Raw genomic sequence first — 23,335 nt, 5'->3', positions numbered from 1 at the left:
TCTCTTGTCAATTTCGATGTTTGAAATCCGGGAACTGCTGCTGAACTGGTCGATTCCGCTGCGGGCGGGTTCCGGGCCGTGTGAAGATGTCCGGCGTGTCGTCAGCTCCCGAACTCCGCCGGTGGCTCTCCAGTCAGCCACCGGACGCCCTTCAGCACCTGCTCGCCTTCCTGGCCGTCGTGCACGGCCACCCCTTCGCCTACAAGGGCGAGCCGACGAGGCAGGCCCGCGCCAGTGCGGCCGGGATGCGTTCCTGGGTCGCCAGGGCACCCTCGGACATGCTGCTGCGCATCGCCGAGGTCGGGCACGAGGTGGCCGACCGGATGGCCCGTCAGCACGGCTCCGCGAAGCAGGGGCTGCAGGGCGCGGACACCGAGTGCCTGCGGGGGGCGTTGACGACCCTGCCGCCCTCGCTCGCCTGCCTCGCGCTCCACTGGTATCCGCTGGCCGGTGAGGACGCACCCGAACGCGGCCGGGTCCTGGAGCACTGGGACTCCCTGTGGGAGGCCGCCGCGACCTCGGCGGACTGGCCCGAGCCGAAGCGGCGCCTCCGGGGGAGCCGGGCGGAGGCGCCGGCGCTCGGCACGGCCTCGCAGGAGGCTCCGTACGGAGATCAGCACAGCACGCGGCCCGACGCCGCGGACGGGGGGAACGCGGTGTCCGACGACCTGGCGGAGCAGCTCGAAGCAGCCGCGCACCGGCTGCGCGGCGAGGGCGAGGTGCTGGCCGGCCGGCTGGAGGGCCTGGCGGCGGACGTCCGGCGAGGAGCCGGGCGGCGCGACGCCGATCTGGCCGCCGCGGTGGACGCCTGGTTCGGCCGGCGGACCGCCACGGCCGAGCTGGCGCTCGGCCTCGGCGGTGGCGTCCGGTGGGAGCCCGCCCAGACCCATGACGACCTCGACCGCATCCTGGCGGAGGTCCGCTCGGCCAGGGTCGACGAGGAGATCGCGAGGGTCGAGGCCGAGCGCGAGGAACTCGTCGCCATGGCGGCCGCGGCGGTGAGCTACCCGGCGGTGCGCAGCGCACTGCAGGTGGAGGTCGACGCCAAGAACGCCCGGATCGGCGAGCTGCGGGCGCTGAAGGAGCGGCAGCCGGGACGCGGCCCCCTCGACGCCGCCCGTCCGGAGGAGCGGCCGCGTCCGGTGGCCGCGGAAGCCCCCCGGCCCGTGGCCGAGCGGGAGGTGCCGCCGCCGGAGGCCACGGTCGAGTCGCCCGTGCCGCCCGTCGAGGACGCCCCCTGCGCGCCGGTCTCCGAGGGCGCCGAGCCCTCCGAGCCCTCCGAGTCTTCCGAGCGCGCGTGTGCGGCCCCGGAGGCCGGACCGGCGGAGCCCGCCGTGGTCGACGGCACGACCGGACTGGAGCCGGGGCCCGCCGGTGCGGCCGGAGCCCCGGCCGAGGCCGGCCGGCCGCCGGCCGCACCGGAGCCGGTGGCGCGGCCCCTCCACCGGCCCGGCGTCCCGAAGCAGACGTCGGCCGCCTCCGCGGCCGCCTCCGCGGCCGAGGCCGTGGAGGCGGTCGAAGCACCGGTCGCCGTCGAGCCGACCGACGTCTGGACCCGGACCGGCGCGACGGCCTCGCCGGTCGAGCAGCTGATCGCCGGGGGCAGGCTGACCGAGGCGTACTGGCTGACCCGCGCCGCTCGGGACCGCCGGGAGCGGTGCCGGTCCCTGGCCTTCGCCTCGTCGGCGTTCGGGCTGGCCCCCGGGCAGCAGGCGGCGATATCCCTGCAAGTCGGCGTCGAGGACCGCGCGCTGCCGGCCGCGGACGACCGGGACGGCTACCTCATCGCGCTGGCGGCCGCGGTCCGCAGCGGGCTGCAGGCGGGGTGGGCGCTCCCGATCGTCAACGACTTCGCCCAGCTCCCCGGGCTGCCCGAGGTCTGGAACGAGCTCTTCCGGACGCTGGCCCTGGAGATCCGCAAGGGGGTCCCCTTCCAGCCGGGCGACGAAGCCAGGCTCGGACCGGACGACACCGTCGACCCGGCGGACCTGCGGGACCGCGCGGAGGCGCTCAAGGCCCGGCTGGGGACCAGCAAGACGGCGTACCAGCTCGCCTCGCGCGTCCTGCAGACCATGCTCAAGGACGACGCCGAGCTCGGGCACAGCCTCAACCTGATCGTGGCCTGGTCGACCGGCCTCGCCACCGCGGAACAGCTCCGCCAGGACCTGGAGGACACCTACGGGGAGGACGACGCGATCGACCGGATCATCCGGGAGACCACGCGCCGGGTCAGCTCGCCCAACCAGCGGAAGACCAAGATCATCGCCACCGCCCTGGACCAGCTGCGCGGGCGCATCGGCGAGGTGATGACGCTGCTGCGCGAGGCGGTCCAGGTCGCCGAGATGCCGCCGCGCGGCGACAGCCGCCGCCTCGGGAGCGAACTGCTCGCCGCCCGCCGGGCGGCGCGCCAGGAGGCGCTGCTCCCGGGCCCCGGCGGGGAGGCGGTCCGGCTGCTGCTCGACTGGATCGACGACGGGGCGGCCCCGGGCGTCTCCAGGGTGCCGGCCGGTCCGCCCGGCACCGACCCGCTGCTCGTCCTGCCGCGCCTGGCCTGGACCGCGACGGCCGACGGCCAGGACGTGCCGGACCTCGACGCCCCGGATGCCCTGGACGCCCTGCTGGAGGTCCTGCAGCCGGCCGACCCGGGGACGGCCTTCGCCGCCCACCTCGACCGCGGTGACCTGCACATCGCCGGGCGACTGCTCGACCTCGTGGCCACCGGCCGGCCGGGCTCCGCCCCCGCACCCGAGGCGAACCAGCTGGACGCGTGGCGGCGCAGGCTCGCCGACGCCGAGGCCCACTGGCGCGAGAAGGCCGGCACGGCCCTGAACCGGGCCGACATCCTCTTCGCCCAGGTCCGCCTGCAGAACCTGCTCACCCCCGAGCAGGAGAGCGAACTGGCGGCCCAGCTCCTCGACCTCAAGACCTCGGACCGCGGCCTGCGGTTCCGCCCGCTCCTGGAGCAGGTGCGGGGCGTCGTCGCCCAGCTGAACGCCAGGATGCTGGAGAAGACGGACCAGCTCCGCGCGCAACTGGTCGAGCTGAAGCTCGAAGGGGCGGACCTCGTCCGGGTCAGCGCCCTGATCGACGGCGGCGACGTCGCCACCGCCGAGGAACTGCTCTCCTTCGCCCGCAAGGGCGAGCGCATTCCGGAACAGGTCGTCGAGACCGGCACCGAGCTGGCGGCCTTCCTGGAGGGCGTGCGCCACCCGGACTCGCCCAGGGCCGGCAGCACCGGGGCCGACGCGCGCTGGTGGTTCGACCACTACGCGCGCGGGCGTTCCGGTCAGGCGGAGACCGACGCGGTCACCGTCGCCCTGGCCGCCTGGGAGTCGCTCGGGCGGCTGAACGAGCGCCGCAACTCCTTCCAGAAGCACGTCCCCAGCGTGCTGCGGATGCTCGGCCTGAGCGTCAAGGGACCGGTCCGGCTGGTGGACCAGGACCGCAAGGACTGGCAGGTGATGACGCTCTCGATCACCGCGGAGATCAGCGACAACGTCCCGGGCTACGTGTCCCGGATCGGCTCCCGCGCCAAGGGCGTCTACCGGGTCCTCATCGTCGGCACCGAGGAGGTCGGCCCGGACGCCCTGCTGCGCCACCTCCCCGAGTCCGCGCTCGGGGCCAACATCATCCTCTACCTGCAGCCGCTCGGCATCGCCGGGCGGCGGCGGCTCGCCCAGGCCTCCCACCAGAAGCCGCAGCAGGCCATCGTCGTCGACCCGGCGGTGTTCGGCTGGATCGCCGCCGGTGAGGCCCGCTCCTTCCGCGCGGTGCAGCGAGTGACGCTGCCCTGGGCCGCGTACCGGCCGTACGAGCCGTTCCAGGCCGGCCAGGTCGCCGCCGAGGTGTTCAAGGGCCGCGACGACGAGAAGCGCACGATCATGGCCCGCGAGGGCGGCCTCTTCCTGTACGGCGGACGGCAGTTGGGCAAGTCCTCGCTGCTCCAGCAGGTGGCCGACAGCTTCCGGACCGGGCACGGCGGCAACCAGGTCGCGGTCTACACCGATCTGCGGTTCGCCGAGATCGGGCTCAGCCGGCTCCCGCAGGAGATCTGGAGCGTGCTGGCCCAGCAGCTGAAGGCCGCCGGGGTGCTCGACCGCAGCGTCTCGGAGCACGCCAGCGCCACCGCCATCGGCGACCAGGTCCAGCAGTGGCTGAACGAGAGCGAGGAGCGCCGCATCCTCTTCCTCGCCGACGAGGCGGACGCCTTCCTCAACGCGGACGCCCGGCCGGTCGAGACGGCGGGGGCGCAGTCGACCTTCCGCACCCTCACCGGCCTGATGAAGCTGATGGCCGACACCGAACGCCGCTTCAAGATCGTGTTCGCGGGTCTGCACCAGGTGCAGCGCTACAACCGGCTGACCAACTCCATCACCGGGCACGGCGGCGAACCGGTCCTGGTCGGTCCGCTGCGGGCGAAGGCCGCGATCGACCTGGTCGTCGAGCCGCTGGCCGCGACCGGGCTCTTCTTCGAGAACCCCGACCTGGTCTGGAGCATCCTGGCCCTGACCAACAACCAGGCCAACCTGGTCCAGATCGTCTGCGAGGGACTGGTCGAGGAGATGCAGGGCCGGGCCCTGTCCCCGGAGGGCGGGCGCCCCCGGATCACCAACGCCGACGTGCAGAAGGTCGTCGAGAACGGAGGCATCCGGGACAAGATCCGCGACCGGCTCCGCCTGACCATCGACCTGGAGGACCGCTACCGGGTCCTGACGCTGATCCTGGCCCTGCGCAGCCTCACGGACGGCTACGCCCGCGGCTACACGCCCCAGGAACTGCAGGAGGAGGCCCACCGGATCTGGCCCGACGGGTTCCCGGAGCAGAACGGCGTGGACGAGGTCCGCACCGACCTGGTGGAGATGGAGGGCCTCGGACTGGTCCTCCCGCTCCCGGGCCGGAGCAACAGCTTCGTCATGCGCAGCCCGAACCTCGTCAACATGCTCGGCACCCGCGACGAACTCAAGGCGGAGCTGCGCACCAGCGAGTTCACCCAGAAGTACGACTACAACCCGCGCGTCGCCCGTCGCTCCATCGGCGTCGACCGCGAACGGGTCATGCGGATGAGCCCGCTGACCGACGAGCAGTGGCACGACGCGTTGTCCCGGCGCACGGCGGTGATCACGGCCACGGCGGCGCTCGGTGCCGACCTCCTGGCCAAGGCGGCCGAGCAGCACGTCGGACGGGCGCGCCAGGTCGTGCCCGTGGCGCCCGCGGAGCTGACCCAGACGGTCACCCGGTGGGCCCGGGAGCGCTCGCCGCACCTGCTCCTCGCCGACCTCCGGGGCGTGCCCGCCGAGCAGGTGCGGGCCGACGTCGAGCGGCTCGCCAAGTACACCTCGGCCTCGGAGGAGGAGGGCAAGGAGATCCCGCGCCGGCGCGCGCTGGTCGTCGTCGACCCGCTGACCGCGCTGCGTCCCGACTTCCCGGCGGTGTTCCGGGCGCAGCCGCAGCGCTGGAACACGACCAGCCTGCGGGCCTGGCCGGAGCAGCCCTTCGTCTCGGTCCAGGAGCGCCGCAACCTGATCGAGGCGACCGGGGGCTGGCCCGGCTTCGTCGAACGGGCCATCGCCCAGTACCTCCAGGGCGCTCCCCGGGAGCGGCTCTTCGCGGTGCTGCGGTCCCGCACGGACGACCCGGAGTTCGCCCGTGCGCACCTGCGGCGGGTCGGTCTGTCCGACCGCCGGGTCGAGCAGATGGCCGGTTGGGCCGACATGTTCAGTCCGGAGGAGCACCGGCAGGGCAGGGCCCACGCCGTCCCCCAGGACCTGGCCGTGGTGCTGGACGACGACCTGGACGAGGCCGAGGCTCTGCTGGCGGACCTGGAGGCGCTCGGGGTCCTCGACGACGACGGCGAGGTCCTCACCGTGGACAGCGTCACCTTCCTGGCGCTCAGGACCGTGGCGGGCGCGCAGGGCAGGGCGGTGTGACCGAGATCCTCGATCCGGCGGGCGTGCTGTCGCCGGAGGCGGTCCGCCACCTGCCGGGCGCCCGGCGCCACTGCGCCGGGGTGCTCGCCGACCTGCGTGCCGGGTTGAGCTGCGTCTGGCTGTTCCCGGACGCCGAGGTGGAGTCGGACCGCGCCGACCGGGCCGTCGCGGAGGTGGTCCACGGTCTGGACGACGCCGTGGAGGTGCCGGGCAAGGAGACGGCTCACCGGCCGGTGCCGGTCGGGGCCGCGCCGGAGGTGCGGGGCTTCTGGGAGCAACCCGGCGGCGGGGGCGGGGCGGCGGTCCACGGCTCCGAGGACGCGTTGGAGATCGACGACGGTTTCGGGGGCTGGGACCCGTTCGGCGTCTCCGGCAACGGGGGCTTCCCGGGGGCCGGGGGACCGTCGCTCGCAGCCGCCGCCGACGCCCGGTTCCCCGGGGGCCGGGTCGGCGACGGCGGGGACGGTGACGGCCGGGACGGCGGGGACGGCGACATCGCCGCACGCCTGGCCCGCAGTCTCGGCCTGGACGGCGACCTGGTCGCCGAGCTGACCGGCGCCGCGGAGCGCCGCACGCCCGTGCTCGTCGTGCGCGCCTGGACGGAGGCGGACCCGCACGCGGTGTCCCGGCTGGTCCGCCGCTTCCAGGCGGCCGTGAAGGAGGCCGGCCTCCGGCCGGGCGACCGTCCGCGGTTGCTGGTGGCCTCCCGCCTCCAGGACCTGGAGGCCGACACCGTGGGCCTCCTCGACGGAACGGTGTCGCGGCCGCACTGGTGGTGGGGCGTCTGGAGCCACCTCGACACGGCGACCGTGGTGGCCGACGCGATGCCGCGGGCGGGCTTCGGGCAGGCCCACAGCCGCATGACGCCGACGAAGCTCATCCGGCACGCCCTGCGCCGCGAGACCGTGGTGCAGACGGCCGGGCCGGACCTCGGTCTCGCGGTGGAACTGGGCCGGGTCTGGAGCGGCCGGGTCGGTGAGCTGGCGTCCGCCCTGCACGCGTGCCGTTCCGTGGACGCCGCCGTCGCGCAGGGCTCCCAGGGCCGGGGCGCACCCGGTGCGGCGTACGCGCCGCTCCCCGAGAGCGGCCTGCGCGAGGCGTGGTCGGCCGGGCTGGTCGACAGCTGGGAGGGGCAGGTCCGCCACAGCCCCCGCTCCGGTGGGTGGCCGACCGGGGGCCCCGAACTCGACAAGCTGGTCTGGCAGGCCCAGAACCGCATCCTGCTGCCCCTCATCGACGACGCCCGCCTCGGCTTCGTCGAGATCCTTCCGCAGATAGCGGTGCGCGGCGTCACCCGGCTCGTCGACACCTACGTCCGGCAGTCGCTGCGCGAGGCCAGGGGTGCGGCTGCGGATCCGGCCTCGATGGAACTGGGCGAGCTCTACGCCGCGGCGGTGCACCGGGACATTGCCTTGACCGAGGAGCAGTTCGGCCGGCTGCGCACGCTCCGGCGGGCCCGCAACAAACTCGCCCACCGCACACCCCTCGACGACACCCTGCTCCAGGACCTGCTGGAAGCGCTCTCCGGCGTCTGAGGCGTCCGGGAGACGCGGTGGCGGTCGCGGGCCCGGAGTTCACCGCCGCCCCGCGGCCGGCCCGGGCCGCCGGAAGGGAGGGGTGGCCGGGGGAAGAACTCTTGGGGTCGGAGGCCGGAGCAGGCCCGGATGTCGGCTGGTCGTGCGCCCCAATGCGCTTGGCGGAGACACGACTTGACGGACCGGCGGCTGTTCGGCCGGTGGCCCGGCCGTGAAGATGGGCGGGCCTGTCGGCCGGTGGGGCCGGGCGGGCTGATACCCGGGAGGGATCTTCGATGCGTTCGATGGCTGCCCGTGTGACGACGGGACTCGCGGCCGCGGTGTGCGCGGCGGGACTGCTGGCGCCGGCGGCGGCGGCCGATCCGCCGCCCGGGACCATCCCGGCCGCCACCGACCTGGTGGGGGCCGGGGCGGACACCACGCAGGGATTCATGAACCAGACGTCCGCCGACTACGACGCGGCCATCATCGGGACGCAGCCCCGGCTCTACAGCATCGACGCGACCGGAGCCGGCCCGATCACCACCAAGACCGGGGCGACGCCCATCGCGCGGCCGGACGGCAGCCTGGCCGGCTTCAACGCACTGGTGGCCACCACCGCCGCGACCCTGGACTACGCCCGCACCTCGCGCGGGCCGGTGTCCAACATCAACCCCCAGCCGTACACCTTCGTGGCGTTCGCGCGCGACGCGGTGAGCTGGGCGGCCAAGCCCGGCGGCCACGCGCCCGCCAACCTGACCACGGCGCAGCTCAGGGACATCTACCAGTGCGTGGTCACCACGTGGAACCAGATCGACCCGGCCCTGGCCAACGCCACCATCAAGCCCGTGCTGCCGCAGGCGACCTCGGACTCCCGCCACGCCTTCCTGAAGGCGCTCGGCGGCGGTTCGGCGCTGCTCACCCCGGGCGCCTGCGTGACCACGGGCCCGCGCGGCGACCGCGGCACCGACCCGCTGCTCAACGACGACGACGTGGTGTTCCCGTACTCGGTCGGCCTCTACGTCGACCAGGTGTACCGGGGCCACGGCACCGCGGTGGAGTCGCCCGGCCCGCTGGCCCTGCGCCGCATCGACGGCATCGCGCCGGTCGACGCCTCGAACAACATCAGCTCCTCGTTCGTCGCCACCGCCTACGGCCACCAGCTCTGGCACGCCTTCCGCACCGCCGACTACTCCGCCGCCAACAGCCGCGGCGTCGCGCTGCGTTCCGTCTTCAACTCCTCCGGCTGGATCTGCGGCCACCCGGCCGCGACCGTCGCCCGCGGGTTCCTCCCGCTCCCGGCCCCCGGCTGCGGCGTCTCGGTGTGGGCCACGGGCCTCGCGCTCTGAGCCCGGCGGGGCGTCCCGGGGCACCCCGCCGGGCGGGAGGACCGGGCCGGTGGTGTACCACCCGGTCCTCCCGCCCGCGGGGGGTCAGCGGCGCAGCGGCCCCTCGCAGGTGTAGTCGGCGCTGCCGGCCCGGCCGTCGGGCCAGACGTCGACCTTGCCGAACCAGCAGGTCATGTCGGCGAGGTTGTTGGCGGCGGCCCCGGCCCGGGTGAGCAGGAAGTAGTCGACGGTGTCGGCCATCGACTCGCGCACCTGTCCGGCGCTCAGGGAGTTGGTGAGGTTGGCGGTGATCCGGCCGGTGCAGGTGAAGCGCACGGCGTTGTTCCAGTCGGCGTTGTCCTTGCAGACCGGGGTGTTCTGGGTGGCGCGGGCGAAGGCGTCCTGAACCTCGTGGGCGTAGGCGAAGCGCAGCTGCCCGTTGGGGGTGTAGGTGGTGGCCGGCACGTAGAGGTCCTCGGCGCGCGGGATCTCGGCGTCGAGGTGGGCGTCGTACTCGCGCTGGAGTCCGGCGTCCCGGCCGAGGCGGTCCCGCCAGGCGTTGTAGCCGTCGAGGTCGTCGGCGCGCAGCAGCCGGTACATCTCGGCGAGCTGGTCGGGGTGACGCTCGCCGAGCAGGTTGAAGAAGGTGGCCGCGTACGGGTAGGCCCGGAAGCCGAGGCCGCGCCAGGTGGCGTGCAGGATCTGGTCGACGGTCAGCCGCGCGTTGCCGTCGCGGACGTCCGAGGCGACCTGGCCGACCATGTACTTGCGGGCCTTCACGCCGTCCTTGGCGGTCGCGCCGGCGAAGTACTCGGCGGTGCCCTCGTTCATCGCGAAGGTGGCGTCGCTCGGCCAGCGCGTGGTGTACCCGGTCTCCGGGATGGCCCAGCGGGCGTTGAGGTAGTGGGTGTACTCGTGCCGGAAGAGCTCCTCCAGGCTGAAGTACGACTCGGCGCTGGTGCGCTGGTAGGTGTAGAAGGTGGAGTCCTGCTCGATGAACATGCCGCCGTTCTCGACGTCGCCGATCCCGAACAGCAGGTACTGCAGCCACTTGTAGTTGGTCTTGGTGTCGTACAGCTGCACGGTGAGGACGGGGTGGGTGTCGTCGGCGAGCGGCTGGTCGGTGCCGATGGTGCGGAAGAACTGCGCCTTGACCTGCTTGGTGGCGTAGTAGAGCTGGTCGGCGGTGGCCTTGTCGAGGACGGTGCGGATGACCAGGGTGCCGTTGTCGTAGCTGAAGGTGTGGGGGAAGTACTGCCGGACGAGGTCGGCCCGGCAGGCCTCGTAGGCCTGGCAGAGGCCGAAGTCGTTCACCGGGACGGCCACGTTGATCCACGGGCGGCTGAGCCGGCCGAAGTTGTCGCGGAGGGTGGTGATGACCCCGCCGACCTCGGCCTTCATCTCCGGCTTGAGCGCCTCGACGGTGGCCAGCCGGGCGTACTCGTTCATGGCGTCGCCGACGGCCCACTCGGTGTCGGTGCCCTTGAGGTGGGTGTAGCCGGCGAAGTCGCGGATGGCGTGGCGGTAGCCCGGGTTGTCGACGGCGGCGGTCCGGAAGGCTCCGCCGTCCTCGCTGACGTTGTTGACGCCCTGGAAGTTGATCTGCAGCGCGCTCTGCAGCGCCCAGTTCCAGCCGCGGTTGCCGATGTACGGGCTGGTGGCGGAGGCGTACTGGCGCAGCACCCGTTCGGTGAGCGGGAGGCGGCCGGGGCGCAGCCGGGGGGCGGTGGAGGTCTGCAGCAGCTCGCCCATGGCGTTGCCGGCCGCCTCGGTGGGGTCGAAGACCCGGGGGTTGGCGGTGTACGCGGCGATCGCGCGCTCGATCGCGGCCTTGGTGGCGTCGTCGTTGAGGTCGAGTTCGGCGTGGTCGAAGTCGAACAGGACGGCGACGTGCAGGAAGTACCAGAGCTGCTGCTGGTTGAGGGTGTTGGCGCTGTCGAAGCGCGGCGCGAGGGCGGTGATCCGCTCGGCGACCGCCTGCACGTGGGCCGGGGTGAGGACCTTGGCGAGTTCGGGGCTCCAGGTGCGCAGCAGCGGCAGCAGGCAGCTCTCGTAGCCGTGCGAGCCGTCCGCGAGGAAGTCGGCCAGCGCGGTGGGGGAGAGGGCGGCGAAGGAGGCGACGGAGCACGCGGCGTGGGCGTCGGCGGCGGGCGGGGCCGGGGCCGCGGTCGCGGTGGTGAGGTCGGACGGGTCGGCGACCGGCTGCCCGGCGGTCGTCGTCGGCCGGCGGGTCTCGTTGCCCGGCGCGCCCTCGGGGCCGGGGATTCCGGCGCCGGTGGTGCCGTGGGCGACGTCGCCGGTGGTGCCGAACGTGGAAGCGGGGGCGGCGGCCGGGGCGGTGGGGAGCGGGTCGGGCGTGGCGGCCTGGGCGCTCTGCACGAGCGGGGCCGCGAGGGTGACGGCGAGGGCCGCCGAGAGCAGGACTGTGCGCAGACGTGGGGTGGCTGACACCGGTTCTCCAGTGAGGGTGTGGGGGTGCACGGCGCTGGGCGTGGTGCCGGCCGAGGGCGTGGGGGAGCGCCAGGACCGCGGAGTCGCACGGCGGTTGCGGGGGCGACGGGACCGGCGTGGGTTTCCGGCAGGGGTTCTCTGGCCCGTCGTTCAGTAAAATAGTAATGTCAAATTGCATTGCGCAAGAGGTGGTCGCCCGGGGCTCCGGGCGCGGGTAACGAGAGGGTCTCGACCGGGCCTTCCGGCTGCACGGGTCTTGACGCGCACTCGACCAGGGGCGTTTGCTGGCTCCCGCTCGTTCGATGTTGATCCCTTCTGTTGATTTGTGTGTGATTTGAACGTTCAAATCGCCCCAGAGGTGGGGGATGGTCATGCATGACTACCTGGCGCAGTTCGCCGAACCGTTCGGCTATCTGGACTTCGCCCGGTTCGGACCGGTCTCGGACCCGGTCCGCCGGGTGCTCGTCCGCGAGGCCGACCGGCTCCACCGGCGCGGCTGGGCCGCGCTCGACCGCCTCGACGCGGAGGCGGACGCGGCCGCCCGGACGGCGGGCGACCTGCTGGGCTGCGCCCCGCACGAGGTCGCCTTCGTGAGCTCCACCTCGCACGGGCTCTTCGCCGCCGCCCACGCGTTCGCACGGCCGCCCGCCGGGGCTCCCGCGCGGCCGGCCGGCCCGGCGTTCCCGCACCGGGCCGGCCGCGCGGACGGGACCGTGCTGATGGCGCGGACGGACTTCCCCGGCGCGCTCTACCCGTGGCTGCGCGCCGAGGACCACGGGGGACTGACCGTCCGCCTGCTCGACGGGCCGCTCACCGCCGACACCGTCCGGGCCCACCTCGACGACCGGGTGCGCGCCGTCGCGGTCTGCGCCGTGGACGCCGCGACCGGCTACCGGGCGCCGCTGGCCGCGCTCAAGGAGCTGATCGGCCCGGACCGGGTGCTGGTGGTCGACGCCGTCCAGGCCCTCGGCGCCGTCGACCTCGCCGTCGACGCGGCCGACGTGCTCGCCGCCGGCGGCCAGAAGTGGCTGCGGGCGGGCTGGGGCGCGGCCGTGCTGATGGTCCGTGACCGGGTCGCCGGGCGGCTCGGGCCCGGGCTCGGCGGCTGGTCCGGCGTCCTCGACCCGCTGGAGGCGCCGGACCACCCGTGCCCGCCCCGGCCCGGCGCCGTCGCCCACACCCTCACCAACCCGGACGGACCCGCCGTCGCCGCCCTGGGCGCGGCGCTCGGTCTGGTGCGGGACACCGGGGCCGCCCGGATCGAGGCCCGGATCGGGGAGGTGCTCGGCGGGCTGCTCGCCGCGGCCCGCGCCGCCGGGGCCGAGACCGCCGGCGGACCGGGGGAGCCGGGCGCGTCCGGCAGCGGCATCGGCCGGCTGCGGCTGCCCGGCGCCGACCCCGCCGCCGTCCACCGGGCGCTGACCGCCGCCGGTCTGGCCACCACCCTGCGCGGCGGCTGGATCCGGCTGTCGCCGCACGCCAGCACCGACCCCTCGGCCGCCGAGCCGCTCGCCGAGGCCCTCGACCACCTCCGGCGGGGCGTCCGCGCCGCCTGAGCGGACCGCCGCGCCGATCCTCCGTCCAGCCCTTCACCCCCCCTCGGAAAGGCCTGCCATGTCACACCTCACCCGCCGCGACCTGCTGCGCGCCTCCGGCGCCGGCCTGCTGGCGCTGTCCGCGGGCGGCGCCCTCGCCGCCTGCGGCGGCTCCGACGGCGCCGGCTCCTCCGGCGGGGACGCCGCCACCGGGACCGTCACCGTCTGGTCCTGGACCAACGCCGCCGAGGCGCTGCGCGGGGTGGTCCCCGTCTTCGAGAAGGACAACCCCGGCATCAAGGTCGACGTCCAGGACGTCGGCAACCCGGCCATCTGGGACAAGATCACCGTGGGCCTCGCGGCCGGCGGCAAGGGCCTCGCCGACGTCCTCCACATCGGCTGCGACTACCTGCCCGGCTACCTGGAGAAATTCCCCTCCGGCTTCGCCGACCTCTCCGCCCTCGGCGCCGACGCCCACAAGGACCAGTTCACCCCCGGCCTGTGGCCGGTCGTCACCGACAAGGCGGGACGCGCCCGAGCCCTGCCCTGGGAGGTCAACGCCCAGGGCTTCTTCTACCGCAAGGACATGTTCGACAAGGCCGGGCTCGACCCCACCACCTTCGCCACCTGGGACGACGTGATCGCCGCCGCCGGGGCCTTCAAGGCCGCCAACCCCGGCGTCGGCCTGGTCGGCATCAACCGGACCGGCACCCCCGGCCCCGACCTGGACTTCCTGCAGTCCCTCATGCAGCAGCAGGGCGCCTTCTTCTTCGACCTCCAGGGCGACATCACCCTCACCTCCCCCGAGTGCGTGCGCGCCCTCACCCTGCTCAAGCGCCTCGACGAGGCGGGCGTCGTCGTCGAGACGCCCGGCGCCACCGTCTGGCGTTCCCAGATGAAGGAGGGCAAGCTCGGCGCCGGACCGCAGCCTTCCTGGGCCGCGCACTTCATCGAGAGCAAGTTCCCCGACCTCAGCGGCAACTGGCGGCTCACCCGGCCGCCGGCGGTCACCCCCGGCGGCAAGCGCACCGCCCTGGTCAACTCCACCCACCTCGCCGTCTCCGCCTCCAGCCCGCGCCGCGCCGCCGCCTGGAGGTTCGTCGAGTACGCGCTCACCCGGCCCGACGCCGTCAACACCATGTTCAAGGCCGGCAGCGTCTTCCCCGCGCTCACCGCCGCCTACCAGGACCCGGTCTACAGCGAGCCGAGCGCCTACTACGGCGGCCAGCCGGTCCTGAAGACCTTCACCGACCTGCTCGCCGAGGGCGGCGACGCCACCAACTACTCCGGCGATTACGCCCGCGCGCTCAAGCTCGTCAGCGACGCCCAGGCCAGGGTGCTCACCAAGGGCGCCGACCCGGCCGACGCCCTCCAGGAGGCCGCCAAGCAGCTCGCCCAGCAGACCGGGCGCAAGATCAAGTGACCACCACCGCCCCCTCGGTGGCCCCCGCCGCGAGCGCGGCCGCCCGGCCCGCGCGACCGGGCGGACCGGTCCGGCGCGCCCGGCTGCGCCGCCGGGCCGTGCCCTACCTGCTGCTGGCACCCGCGCTGACGCTCTTCGGACTCTTCAAGGCCTATCCCGTCGTCTCCTCGATGCTGCTGTCGCTGACCCCCGGCTCGGGCAGCGTCACCCACGGCACCGGACTCGCCAACTACCGTCGGCTGCTGGACGATCCGCTGTTCTGGACGGCGCTCGGCAACACCGCCCGGATCCTCGTCGTGCAGGTCCCGGTGATGCTCGCGCTCGCCCTGCTGCTGGCGGTCGGCCTCAACACGGCCCTGGTCCGCTGGCGCGCCGTGTGGCGGCTCGGCGTCTTCATGCCCACCGTCACCGGCCTGGTCGCCACCGGCATCCTGTTCTCCTTCCTGCTCAACACGGACAACGGCGCCGTCAACAAGGCGCTCCAGGCGATCGGCCTGCCCGCCGTCGACTGGTTCGGCAGCGGCTTCTGGTCCCGCATGGCGATCGTCCTCGTGCTGACCTGGCACTACACCGGCTACAACGCGGTCATCTACCTGGCCGGACTCCAGGGAATCCCCCGGGAGTTGTACGAGGCCGCGATGGTCGACGGCGCCGGACCGGTGCGCCGGTTCCTCTCCGTCACCCTGCCCGCACTGCGGCCGGTGGTGCTGTTCACCGTGGTGCTCTCCACCATCGGCACCCTCCAGCTCTTCGACGAGCCCTATGTGCTGACCCGCGGCGGCCCCGACAACGCGACCCTCACGGTCTCCATGTACCTGTACGACAACGGTTTCCGCTACTTCGACTTCGGCTACGCCTCCGCCATCGCCTACGCGCTCACCCTGATCGTCGCGGTGCTCGGGGCCCTCCAGATGCGTCTGATGGGAGAACGCGAATGACGCCCGTCACGCCCACGGCCCCCGGTGTCCCCGCCGCCCCCGCCGCCCGGCCGGGACGCCGCCGGCTGCGCGGCTGGCCGATGACCCTGCTGCTCGCCGCCGTCACCGGCCTGTCCGTCGCCCCCTTCTACTGGCTGGTGGTCTCCGCCACCCACAGCGACACCGAGATCTTCGACTGGCCGCCCCACCTGCTGCCCGGCTCCCACCTCGGCGAGAACCTCTCGCACCTCCAGGAACGCGTGGGCCTCGGCCGCGTCGTGCTCAACTCCCTGCTGGTGTCCGGGATCCAGACCGTCGGCGCACTCGTCGTGGCGCTGCTCGCCGGCTACGCCTTCGCCAAGTTCCGCTTCCGCGGCCGCACGGTGCTGTTCGCCGTGCTGCTCTCCACCCTGGTCGTGCCCGACCAGGTGATGCTCGTCCCGCTGTTCCGGATGATGATGTCCTTCGGCCTGCTCGACAGCTACCAGGGCCTGATCCTGCCCGGCCTGTGCGTGCCGTTCGCCATCTTCCTGATGCGCCAGGCGCTCAGCAGCATGCCCGACGAACTGCTCGACGCCGCCCGGGTCGACGGCGCCGGCGAACTGCGGGTGCTGTTCGGCGTGGTGGTCCCCGTCATGCGGCCGGTGCTCGCCGCGCTCGGGATCTTCCTGTTCCTCGGCTCGTGGAACAACTTCGTCTGGCCACTGATCGCCCTGCGCACCCCCGCGATGCACACCCTGCCGGTCGCCCTCGCCACCCTCCAGGGCATGAAGACCAACACCGACTACGGCCTGATCCTCGCCGGAACCGCGCTGTCCACCCTGCCGATGATGGTCCTCTTCCTGGTCCTCCAACGGCAGTTCATCTCCGGCCTGCTGGCCGGCGCCACGAAGGGCTGAACCGAACCATGACGGAGAACGCCGAAGCCGCGGCGGCCGCGGAGGTCTGGGAGCCGCACGCCGCCACCGCCACCACCGCCCGCCCGCGTCCGCTCGCCGTGCCCGGCCTCGCCCCCGGCCGGCTGGAACTGCTGGTCGCCGGCACCCCGGGCGTGCGCGCCGTCGCCGCGGACGTCGTCGAGATCACCGCCGAGGACCCGGGCCCCGACGGCACCGGCGACGTCCGGATCGAATGGCGCGTCCCCTGCACCGACGCCACCTCCTTCTGGACCCCCGAACCGCGCGGCACCGGCTGGCTGCCCGCCGCCTGGAGCGCCCCGCGCCGCACCACCCTCTCCCGCGGCGCCCCCGTCGCCGCCCTGGTCGGCACCGGCGACACCACGCTCTGCGCGTTCGCCGCCGACCGCGAGGACGCCCTGGCCAGCGCCGGCGTCGTCGAGGAGAGCGGGGAGTTCCGCTTCTGGGTCCAGGCCGCCGGCCGGCTGACCGTGCGCATCGACACCTCCGGCCGGCACTTCGCGTACAGTCTCGCCGACCTCGCCGACTGGTGGGCCGCCCTCGCCGGACGCCCGGCACGCGTCCCCGACGCCGCCCGCCTGCCCGCCTACTCCACCTGGTACGCGCTCCACCAGAACATCACCCCCGAGGCCGTCGAACGCCAGGCCGCGCTCGGCAAGGACCTCGGCCTCGACACGATCATCGTCGACGACGGCTGGATGACCACCGACCGCACCCGCGGCTACGCCCACTGCGGCGACTGGGAACCCCACTCGCTGCCCGACACCGCCGCCCACGTCGCCCGCGTCCACGACCTCGGCGTGCGCTACCTCCTCTGGTACGCCCTGCCCTTCGTCGGCAAGGACAGCGCCGCCTGGGACACCCTCTCCCGGTTCGCGCTCGCCGACGCCGGCCACCTCGGCGCCGTCGTCGTCGACCCCCGCTACCCGCAGGTCCGCGCCCACCTCGCCGACCGGCTCGCCCGCGCCGCCGAGGAGTGGGGCATGGACGGGCTGAAGGTCGACTTCGTCGACTGGTTCGGCGTCCAGGACCCGCCCGCACCCGGCCCCGAGGCCGACTGCGCCACCGTCGACGAGGGCGTGCACCTGCTGCTCGGCGAGATCCGCCGCCGGATCGACGCCGCGCGCCCCGAGGCGATGATCGAACACCGCCAGCCCTACGTCAGCCCCGGCCTGTGGCCCTACGCCACCATGGTCCGGGCCACCGACTGCCCGCTCAGCCCGCACGAGAACCGGCAGCGGATCGTGGACACCCGGCTGACCGCCGGACCGCTCGCGGTCCACGCCGACATGCTGATGTGGCACCCCGCCGAACCGGCCGAACAGGTCGCCTGCCACCTGATCAACGTCCTGTTCGGCGTGCCGCAGATCTCCGTCGACCTCGCCGCGCAGAACCCCGGGCAGCGGGAGGCGCTCGCCTTCTGGCTGGGCATCGCCCGCACCCACCTCGACACCCTGCAGCTCGGCGCACTGCTCCCGGCCCGGCCCGACCTCGGCTACCCGATGGTGACCGCGATCGGCGACGACGAGGTGATCGTCGCCCGCTACGCGGCGCTGCCGGTCGCCGCGGCGGGGCAGTGGCGTACCCTGCTGGTCGCCAACGCCGACGCCGACCCGGACGTCCGCCTGGCCGGCGGGCTCGGCATCGTGGAGGTCACCGTCCAGGACGCCCGGGGCCGCACCGTCGGCACCACGACGGTCCGCCTCGACGGCGGGGCCACCGTCCACGTCCCCCGGGGCGGCCTGCTGACCCTGCGCCGGGTCTGAGGGCCCCGCCCCCGCCCGAGGAGCGCCGATGACCACCCCGGCACCGCGTCCGGCCCGCCGCGCCACCACCGTCGCGGACGTCGCCCGCGAGGCCGGGGTGTCCCGGCAGACCGTCTCCAACACGCTCAACGCCCCGCACCGCGTCCACCCCGACACCCTCGCCCGGGTCACCGCCGCCATCGAACGGCTCGGCTACCGGCCCGACCAGTCCGCCCGCTCGCTGCGCACCGGCGAACGCCGCACCGTCGGCTACCTCGCCCCGGTCGACGACCCGCACGACCCCAACCCGCTGATGGCCGGCTTCCTCGAAGCCCTCGTCGACGCCGCCGGGGCCGAGGGCCACCACGTGCTGCTGCTGCGCCCGGCGGCGGGGGAGCAGCACGCCCGGGCGGCGATCGACGCGGTGGTGGCGGCCCGGCAGGTCGACGGACTCGTCCTCGCCGACGTCCTCCCCGACGACCCGCGCGCCGACCACGCCGCCCGCCTCGGCATCCCCTTCGCCGCCTTCGGCCGCACCGGTCCCGGGCTCCCGCAGCACTGGGCCGACATCGACAACGCCGCCGCCACCGCCGAGGCCGCCCGCCACCTCGCCGAACGCGGCCACCGCCGGGTCGCCTTCGTCGGCTCCGCCTCGCCCCTGCCGTGGCTCGCCGCCCGCCGCGAGGGCTTCCACCGCGAGGCCGCCCGCCTCGGCCTCACCCTCGTCCCCCCGCCCGCCGACGGCGACCTCCGCACCCTGCTGCGTTCCCCCGGCCGCCCCACCGCCCTCGCCGCCGACAACGACCTCGCCGCCCTCGACATCTACGAGGCCGCCCGCACCGAGGGCCTCCACGTCGGCCGCGACCTCGCCGTCACCGGCTTCCACGACACCCCGCTCGCCCGCCACCTCCGCCCACCCCTCACCTCCCTGCGCCTCCCCCTGCGCCCCATCGCCACCGCCCTGGTCACCCGTCTCCTCGCCCAACTCCGCGGCGACCCCACCCCCGACCACGGCCTCGAACTCCCCGCGGAGCTCGTCGTCCGCCCCAGCTCCGCCCACCACCCGCCGTCCCCCTGACCCGATCCCCGGAGCACGTGCCGCGACGGCTTGTCGTCGGTCGCCGATGGCCCCCGGCCCGGCGGCCGGGAGGGGCCCCGGCCGCATGGACTCCCTGCCCGTTCGTCCGACCCCCTGTGCGGGGGCGCGCCCCACGCCCACCGGCACCCGGCCGCCGTGTGCGACACCCAGCGGTGCGCCTCGTCATGGCGACGGTCCGCGCGGGGCCGGAAGCGCCGACCGTTCCCGGCCGACGGCGGCGTACGCCGGCAGGACGGTCACGTAACCCGCGGTTCCCCCTCCGGGCGGGAAGGTCCCGGTCCTGGAAGGGGAGCCGCGGGCTCCGGCGGCCGGGCAGGTGCCGGGCCGAGCGCGGGCCGCACCGGTGAAGATCCCGGTGCCGGCGGCCGGGTGACGTCCACCCGGCCTCCGCACCGTCATGCGGAGCGTGCGCGTCCTGCCGTCCGTTCGCCGCGGTCGGCGCTCGGCGGAGCCGGTGCCCGGCCGACGGAACGGGCCCGGCGCGGCCGCGGCAAGGTCTTACGGGGTCGCTCCGGCGGGCGGCAGCGTGGTGACGGTCGATCGGTCGAGTTCGATCGGCAGCTGATGGGCCAGCGCCGAAGCGAGCTGCTCGGCGACCTCGCGGGTCAAGGAGCCGCTGATGACCGCCTCGCCCCCGGTGATGGCCTCTCTCACGTAGGGGTGGGACACCACCTCCCCGTCCACCACGATCGCGAACTCGTTGCCGGGGCCGGGCAGGGCGGCGAGCCTGCCGGTGCTGGCGGCGAATTCCTTGGTGCCCGCGTCGTTGAAGGACAGCCGCACCTGCCAGCTGGCGGATTCCTGCGGGGCGAAAGCCGCTTCCGCGCCGACGATGTCGGCACTGTTCACGGAGGCGGGACCCAGCGCGAACTTGTACCGGACATCGTGTTCCGCTGCGGAGCCGAAGGCGAGGGCGGGTGCGGAGGCGGCGACCCGGAGGTCCGGGAGGTTCCGGTCGCCGGCGCAGTCGAGGGCGGCGAACCGGGCGGCCAGTTCGGGCGGGACGGTGCCTTGGGGGAGCGCGTCCGTCGGGTCGGAGGGAGCGGGTGCGGCGGCGGACGGGCTGCCCGGGGAGACGGTCGGAGCGGGTGCCGTCGGGCACGGTGCCAGCGCCAGGACGGGGCGGATGAGCAGCCGCCCGGGCTTGGTGACGGCGGTGAGCTTCTCGCCCGCGTCGCCGGGTGCGGTCACGGTGATGGTGGTGCCCTGGATCGTGGTCGTGACGTCGGTCAGGCCCAGGGCGGCCGCCCGCGCGCGGAGCTGGGAGGCGCTCTGTTCCAGGTTCTCCTTGGTGGCGGTGGCACCCGCGGTGAGGGTGACGGCGGTCCGTGTGGTGGCGCCGGTGGCGGTGGTCTTCGTGGCGCCCTGACCGGAGCACGCGGTGACGGCCGCCAGGACGAGCAGGACAGCCGCCGGGCGGGTGGGTCCGCGCAGGACGGTGCCCGCCCTGCGCCCGAATGAGGGATGCATGGCTGCCAGTGTTTCCACGCTCTCTCCGGCGGGGGACCACTTGACCCAACTGTGACAGGTTTCTTCGACGGTGGCCGTCCGCCCACGGGTGGCGGTGTGCCGGGCGGGTCGGACGGTGCGGGCATGCCGGGGGCTGGACATGGGGGGAGCGTCCGGCGGAAGCTGCTCGCCCGGTGACCGACATGGAGGTGCGTGCTGTGCGGCGGATCGCGGTGGTGGGGGCGGGGCAGGCGGGGTTGCAGCTGGGGCTGGGGCTGGTGGCGGCGGGCGGGTACGCGGTGACGGTGGTGGCGGCGCGGCGGCCGGGGGAGGTGCGGGGTGGCCGGGTGATGTCGACGCAGGCGATGTTCGGGCCGGCGTTGCGGGTGGAGCGGGCGGCGGGGCTGGATCTGTGGGAGGGGGAGGCGCCCGGGGTGCGGTCGGTGGACGCGGCGCTGGTGCCCGAACCGGGGGTCCGGGCACTGGAGTTCACCATGACGCTGGACGAGCCGGCGCAGTCGGTGGACCAGCGGGTGAAGATGGCGCGCTGGCTGGAGCTGCTGGAGGAGCGCGGCGGGCGGGTGGAGTACCGGGAGCTGGACCTCGCCGGGCTGCGGGAGTTGGCGGCGGCGAACGACCTGACGGTGGTTGCCGCGGGGCGGGGCGATTTGGCCGGGATCTTCGAACGGGACGCCGCCCGTTCGCCGTTCGACGCGCCGCAGCGGCGGTTGTCGGCGCTGTACGCGCACGGGGTGGGCGCGCCCGACCCGGCGGCCGGGCCGCGGGCGCGGATGCACGCGGTGCCCGGGGTGGGGGAGTTGTACCTCCAGCCGGCGCTGACGCTGTCCGGCCCGTGCGACATCCTGCTCTGGGAGGCGCTGCCGGGGAGCCCGTTCGACTGTTTCGCGGACCGGCCGGATGCGGGCGAACAGCTGAAGAGGATGCGCGAGTTGATGGCGCACTACCTGCCCTGGGAGGCGGAGTTGTGGGCCGGCGCCGAGCCCACCGACCCCGGCGGCTCGCTGTACGGCGCGCTGGCGCCGGTGGTGCGGCGGCCGGTGGCGGAACTGGGCGGCGGGATCGCGGTGCTGGGGATCGCGGACGCGGTGGTGGTGAACGACCCGATCACCGGCCAGGGCGCGAACAGCGCGGCGCGGGCGGCGGACGCCTACCTGCGGGCGATCGTCGAGCGCGGGGAGCGGCCGTTCACCGCGGAGTGGATGGCCGGTGTGTTCGAGGAGTTCTGGGAGTGCCACGCCCGCCACGGCGTGGAACTGACGGCCGCGCTGCTGACGATGCCCGACCACCTCCACGCCGTGTTCGCGGCCGCCGGCGAGCACGAGTCGGTGGCCCGCCGGCTCGCCAACACCTATGCCGATCCCGTCGACTACGCCGCCTGGCTCGCCACACCCGAGCTGGTCGGCGCGTACCTCGCCACGGTCGGCTGAGACACCCGGCCGCCGTCAGGGTGCGTCGCCGATCCGCAGGGCGGTGGCGATCCGGCGGCGGCCGGTCAGCAGGGCCTCGGCGAGGACGCCGGCCGCGACCAGGGCGGTGAGGCCGAGGGCCGGCGGCAGGACGGCGGCGGGGCGCGGCGGCAGTCCCCGCGGCACTGGGGTGCCGAGCAGGGCGGACAGATCGAGGGCCGGGCCCAGCAGGGCGACGGCCGCGAGCGAGGCTAGGGCGCCGCCGGCTGCCGCGAGCAGGGTCTGCGGCAGGGCCTCGACCAGGATGAGTGCCAGTCCCTGGCGCGGACGCAGGCCCATGGTGCGCAGCCGGGCGAGCGCGGCGGCGCGGTCGGGGGCGGCGCGCAGCAGGGTGAGCAGGGCGGCGAGCAGGGCGAACACGCCGGCGCCGACCGTGCCGGCCCGGAAGATCCGGACGGCGGCCTGCTGGAGCGGGTCGTCGGCGAGCGAGCGGACGAGGGCGTCGGAGGTGTTCACCAGATAGCCGTCCGGGATGTCCGCCGGCCCCGGGCCGACGACCGGGATGCCGGTGAGACGGGCGGTGTCGGCGAGCAACGGGTGCACCGGCAGGTCGTGCAGCAGTGCGCGGACGGCCGTCCCGTCGGGGTCTCCGACGGCGAACCAGTGGCCGTGGTCGGCCAGTCCGGGGACCTCGGCGGTGGCCGGTCCGGCCGGCAGGACGATGAACGGCTGGGTGGAGTCGCGCAGTGCGGGGGTCGCGTCGACGGTGCCCGCGTACCGGGCGCGCAGTTCGCCGGTGCTGGTGAGGTAGATCCGTTCGGACCCGGCGTGGCCGCCGAGTTGTTCCACGAGCCCGCGGGAGTAGAGCGCCGGGACGGGGCCGCCGGGGGCGGGGTCCGCGGCGAGCAGGGCCGGGTCGAAGGCGCCGCGGCCGACCGAGCGGGAGATCTCGGCGTAGGCCGCCGGGTCGGCGACCACCAGGCTGATGGTGAGGTGGCGTCGGCCGGGGCGCAGCACCGCCGCGTCGGTCAGCAGCGTGACGGCGGTGGCGGCCCGGACGCCGGGCAGCCGGCCGGCGGCCTCGACGAAGGACGCGGCCAGGCCGAAGCCCTTGGGGGCGCTGACCATGACGTCGCCGCCGGTGGCGGTCCTGGCCTCGCGGGTACGGCCGGTGCCGACGGCGTCGAGCACGGTGGCGCCGAACCCGGCGGTGGTGACGGCGAGCAGCAGCGCGAGCATCGGCAGCACGGAGGGGCGGGGGCGGGCGCCGGTGCCGCGGGCGGCACCGGCCAGCCCGAGGAAGCCGACCGCGCCGCGCCGCCGGCCGACCGCCCGGGCGAGGGCGCCGACCAGGGGCGGCCGGAGGCGGGCCAGCAGCAGGCCGGTGCCGAGCGCGATCAGCAGGGGGGCGGCGACCAGCAGCGGGTCGATCCCGGCGCCGGGCGGGGCGGCGCCGCGCCGGCGGACCTCGACGACGGCGGCGGCGGTGACGGCGAGCAGGGCGAGCTCGCCGACCACCCGGCGTGCGCCGCCGCGCCGCGCGCTCCGGCGGGCCCGGGAGCGCGGGGCGAGCAGCACGACCGCGCGGGCCGGGAAGGCGAAC

Annotated in this window: 12 protein-coding genes and 1 pseudogene; 10 read left to right on the top strand and 3 right to left on the bottom strand. The window is 74.8% G+C overall.

What is annotated here, in order from left to right:
- The first annotated feature begins 95 nt into the window (after positions 1-95).
- The 3 genes from ACFXAM_RS14110 to ACFXAM_RS14100 all read left to right on the top strand — a co-directional run bounded on the left by ACFXAM_RS14110 (position 96) and on the right by ACFXAM_RS14100 (position 8,790).
- Positions 96-5,927, top strand: coding sequence for a hypothetical protein (locus tag ACFXAM_RS14110; protein ID WP_380290822.1), 5,832 nt, complete (start codon positions 96-98; stop codon positions 5,925-5,927).
- On the top strand, positions 5,924-7,462 hold the full coding sequence (locus ACFXAM_RS14105; protein WP_380290821.1) for a hypothetical protein: 1,539 nt from the start codon (positions 5,924-5,926) through the stop codon (positions 7,460-7,462). Before ACFXAM_RS14110 ends, ACFXAM_RS14105 begins: the two co-directional genes overlap by 4 nt.
- Before the next feature lie 284 nt (positions 7,463-7,746).
- Complete coding sequence (locus tag ACFXAM_RS14100; protein WP_380290819.1) at positions 7,747-8,790, top strand: substrate-binding domain-containing protein; 1,044 nt, start codon at positions 7,747-7,749, stop codon at positions 8,788-8,790.
- An 84-nt stretch (positions 8,791-8,874) separates the two neighbouring features.
- On the opposite strand, the gene ACFXAM_RS14095 is transcribed toward ACFXAM_RS14100, so the two are convergent.
- Positions 8,875-11,220, bottom strand: coding sequence for a collagenase (locus ACFXAM_RS14095; protein ID WP_380290817.1), 2,346 nt, complete (start codon positions 11,218-11,220; stop codon positions 8,875-8,877).
- 371 nt (positions 11,221-11,591) lie between these two features.
- On the opposite strand from ACFXAM_RS14095, the gene ACFXAM_RS14090 reads away from it, so the two are divergent.
- The 6 genes from ACFXAM_RS14090 to ACFXAM_RS14065 all read left to right on the top strand — a co-directional run bounded on the left by ACFXAM_RS14090 (position 11,592) and on the right by ACFXAM_RS14065 (position 18,835).
- Positions 11,592-12,776 (top strand): aminotransferase class V-fold PLP-dependent enzyme, encoded by a 1,185-nt coding sequence (locus ACFXAM_RS14090; RefSeq protein WP_380290815.1) that lies wholly within the window; start codon positions 11,592-11,594, stop codon positions 12,774-12,776.
- Between the two features lie 58 nt (positions 12,777-12,834).
- The gene (locus tag ACFXAM_RS14085) at positions 12,835-14,178 is read left to right on the top strand and encodes an extracellular solute-binding protein (protein ID WP_380290813.1); all 1,344 of its coding nucleotides are present in this window, start codon (positions 12,835-12,837) and stop codon (positions 14,176-14,178) included.
- Positions 14,179-14,195: 17 nt separating this feature from the next.
- Positions 14,196-15,116, top strand: coding sequence for a carbohydrate ABC transporter permease (locus ACFXAM_RS14080; protein WP_380290870.1), 921 nt, complete (start codon positions 14,196-14,198; stop codon positions 15,114-15,116).
- An 80-nt stretch (positions 15,117-15,196) separates the two neighbouring features.
- Entirely contained in the window at positions 15,197-15,994 is a 798-nt protein-coding gene (locus ACFXAM_RS14075) for a carbohydrate ABC transporter permease (protein WP_380290868.1), read from the top strand.
- Between the two features lie 8 nt (positions 15,995-16,002).
- Entirely contained in the window at positions 16,003-17,778 is a 1,776-nt protein-coding gene (locus tag ACFXAM_RS14070; RefSeq protein ID WP_380290811.1) for a glycoside hydrolase family 36 protein, read from the top strand.
- Positions 17,779-17,806: 28 nt separating this feature from the next.
- Entirely contained in the window at positions 17,807-18,835 is a 1,029-nt protein-coding gene (locus ACFXAM_RS14065; RefSeq protein WP_380290809.1) for a LacI family DNA-binding transcriptional regulator, read from the top strand.
- Between the two features lie 519 nt (positions 18,836-19,354).
- Here ACFXAM_RS14065 and ACFXAM_RS14060 read toward each other — a convergent pair.
- Positions 19,355-20,326 carry a hypothetical protein gene (locus ACFXAM_RS14060; protein ID WP_380290807.1) on the bottom strand — a complete coding sequence of 324 codons (972 nt, stop codon included), beginning with the start codon at positions 20,324-20,326 and terminating at the stop codon, positions 19,355-19,357.
- 182 nt (positions 20,327-20,508) lie between these two features.
- Here ACFXAM_RS14060 and ACFXAM_RS14055 point away from each other — a divergent pair, with 182 nt between their 5' ends.
- Positions 20,509-21,753 carry a styrene monooxygenase/indole monooxygenase family protein gene (locus tag ACFXAM_RS14055; protein ID WP_380290805.1) on the top strand — a complete coding sequence of 415 codons (1,245 nt, stop codon included), beginning with the start codon at positions 20,509-20,511 and terminating at the stop codon, positions 21,751-21,753.
- 15 nt (positions 21,754-21,768) lie between these two features.
- Here ACFXAM_RS14055 and ACFXAM_RS14050 read toward each other — a convergent pair.
- Positions 21,769-23,335: pseudogene (locus tag ACFXAM_RS14050) on the bottom strand (hypothetical protein); the annotation flags it as partial.

This window comes from Kitasatospora sp. NPDC059462 (assembly GCF_042749955.1).
Classification (GTDB): Bacteria; Actinomycetota; Actinomycetes; order Streptomycetales; family Streptomycetaceae; genus Kitasatospora.
The sequence above is the reverse complement of the archived record's forward strand: the minus strand, read 5'-3'. Positions and strand labels throughout refer to the sequence as shown.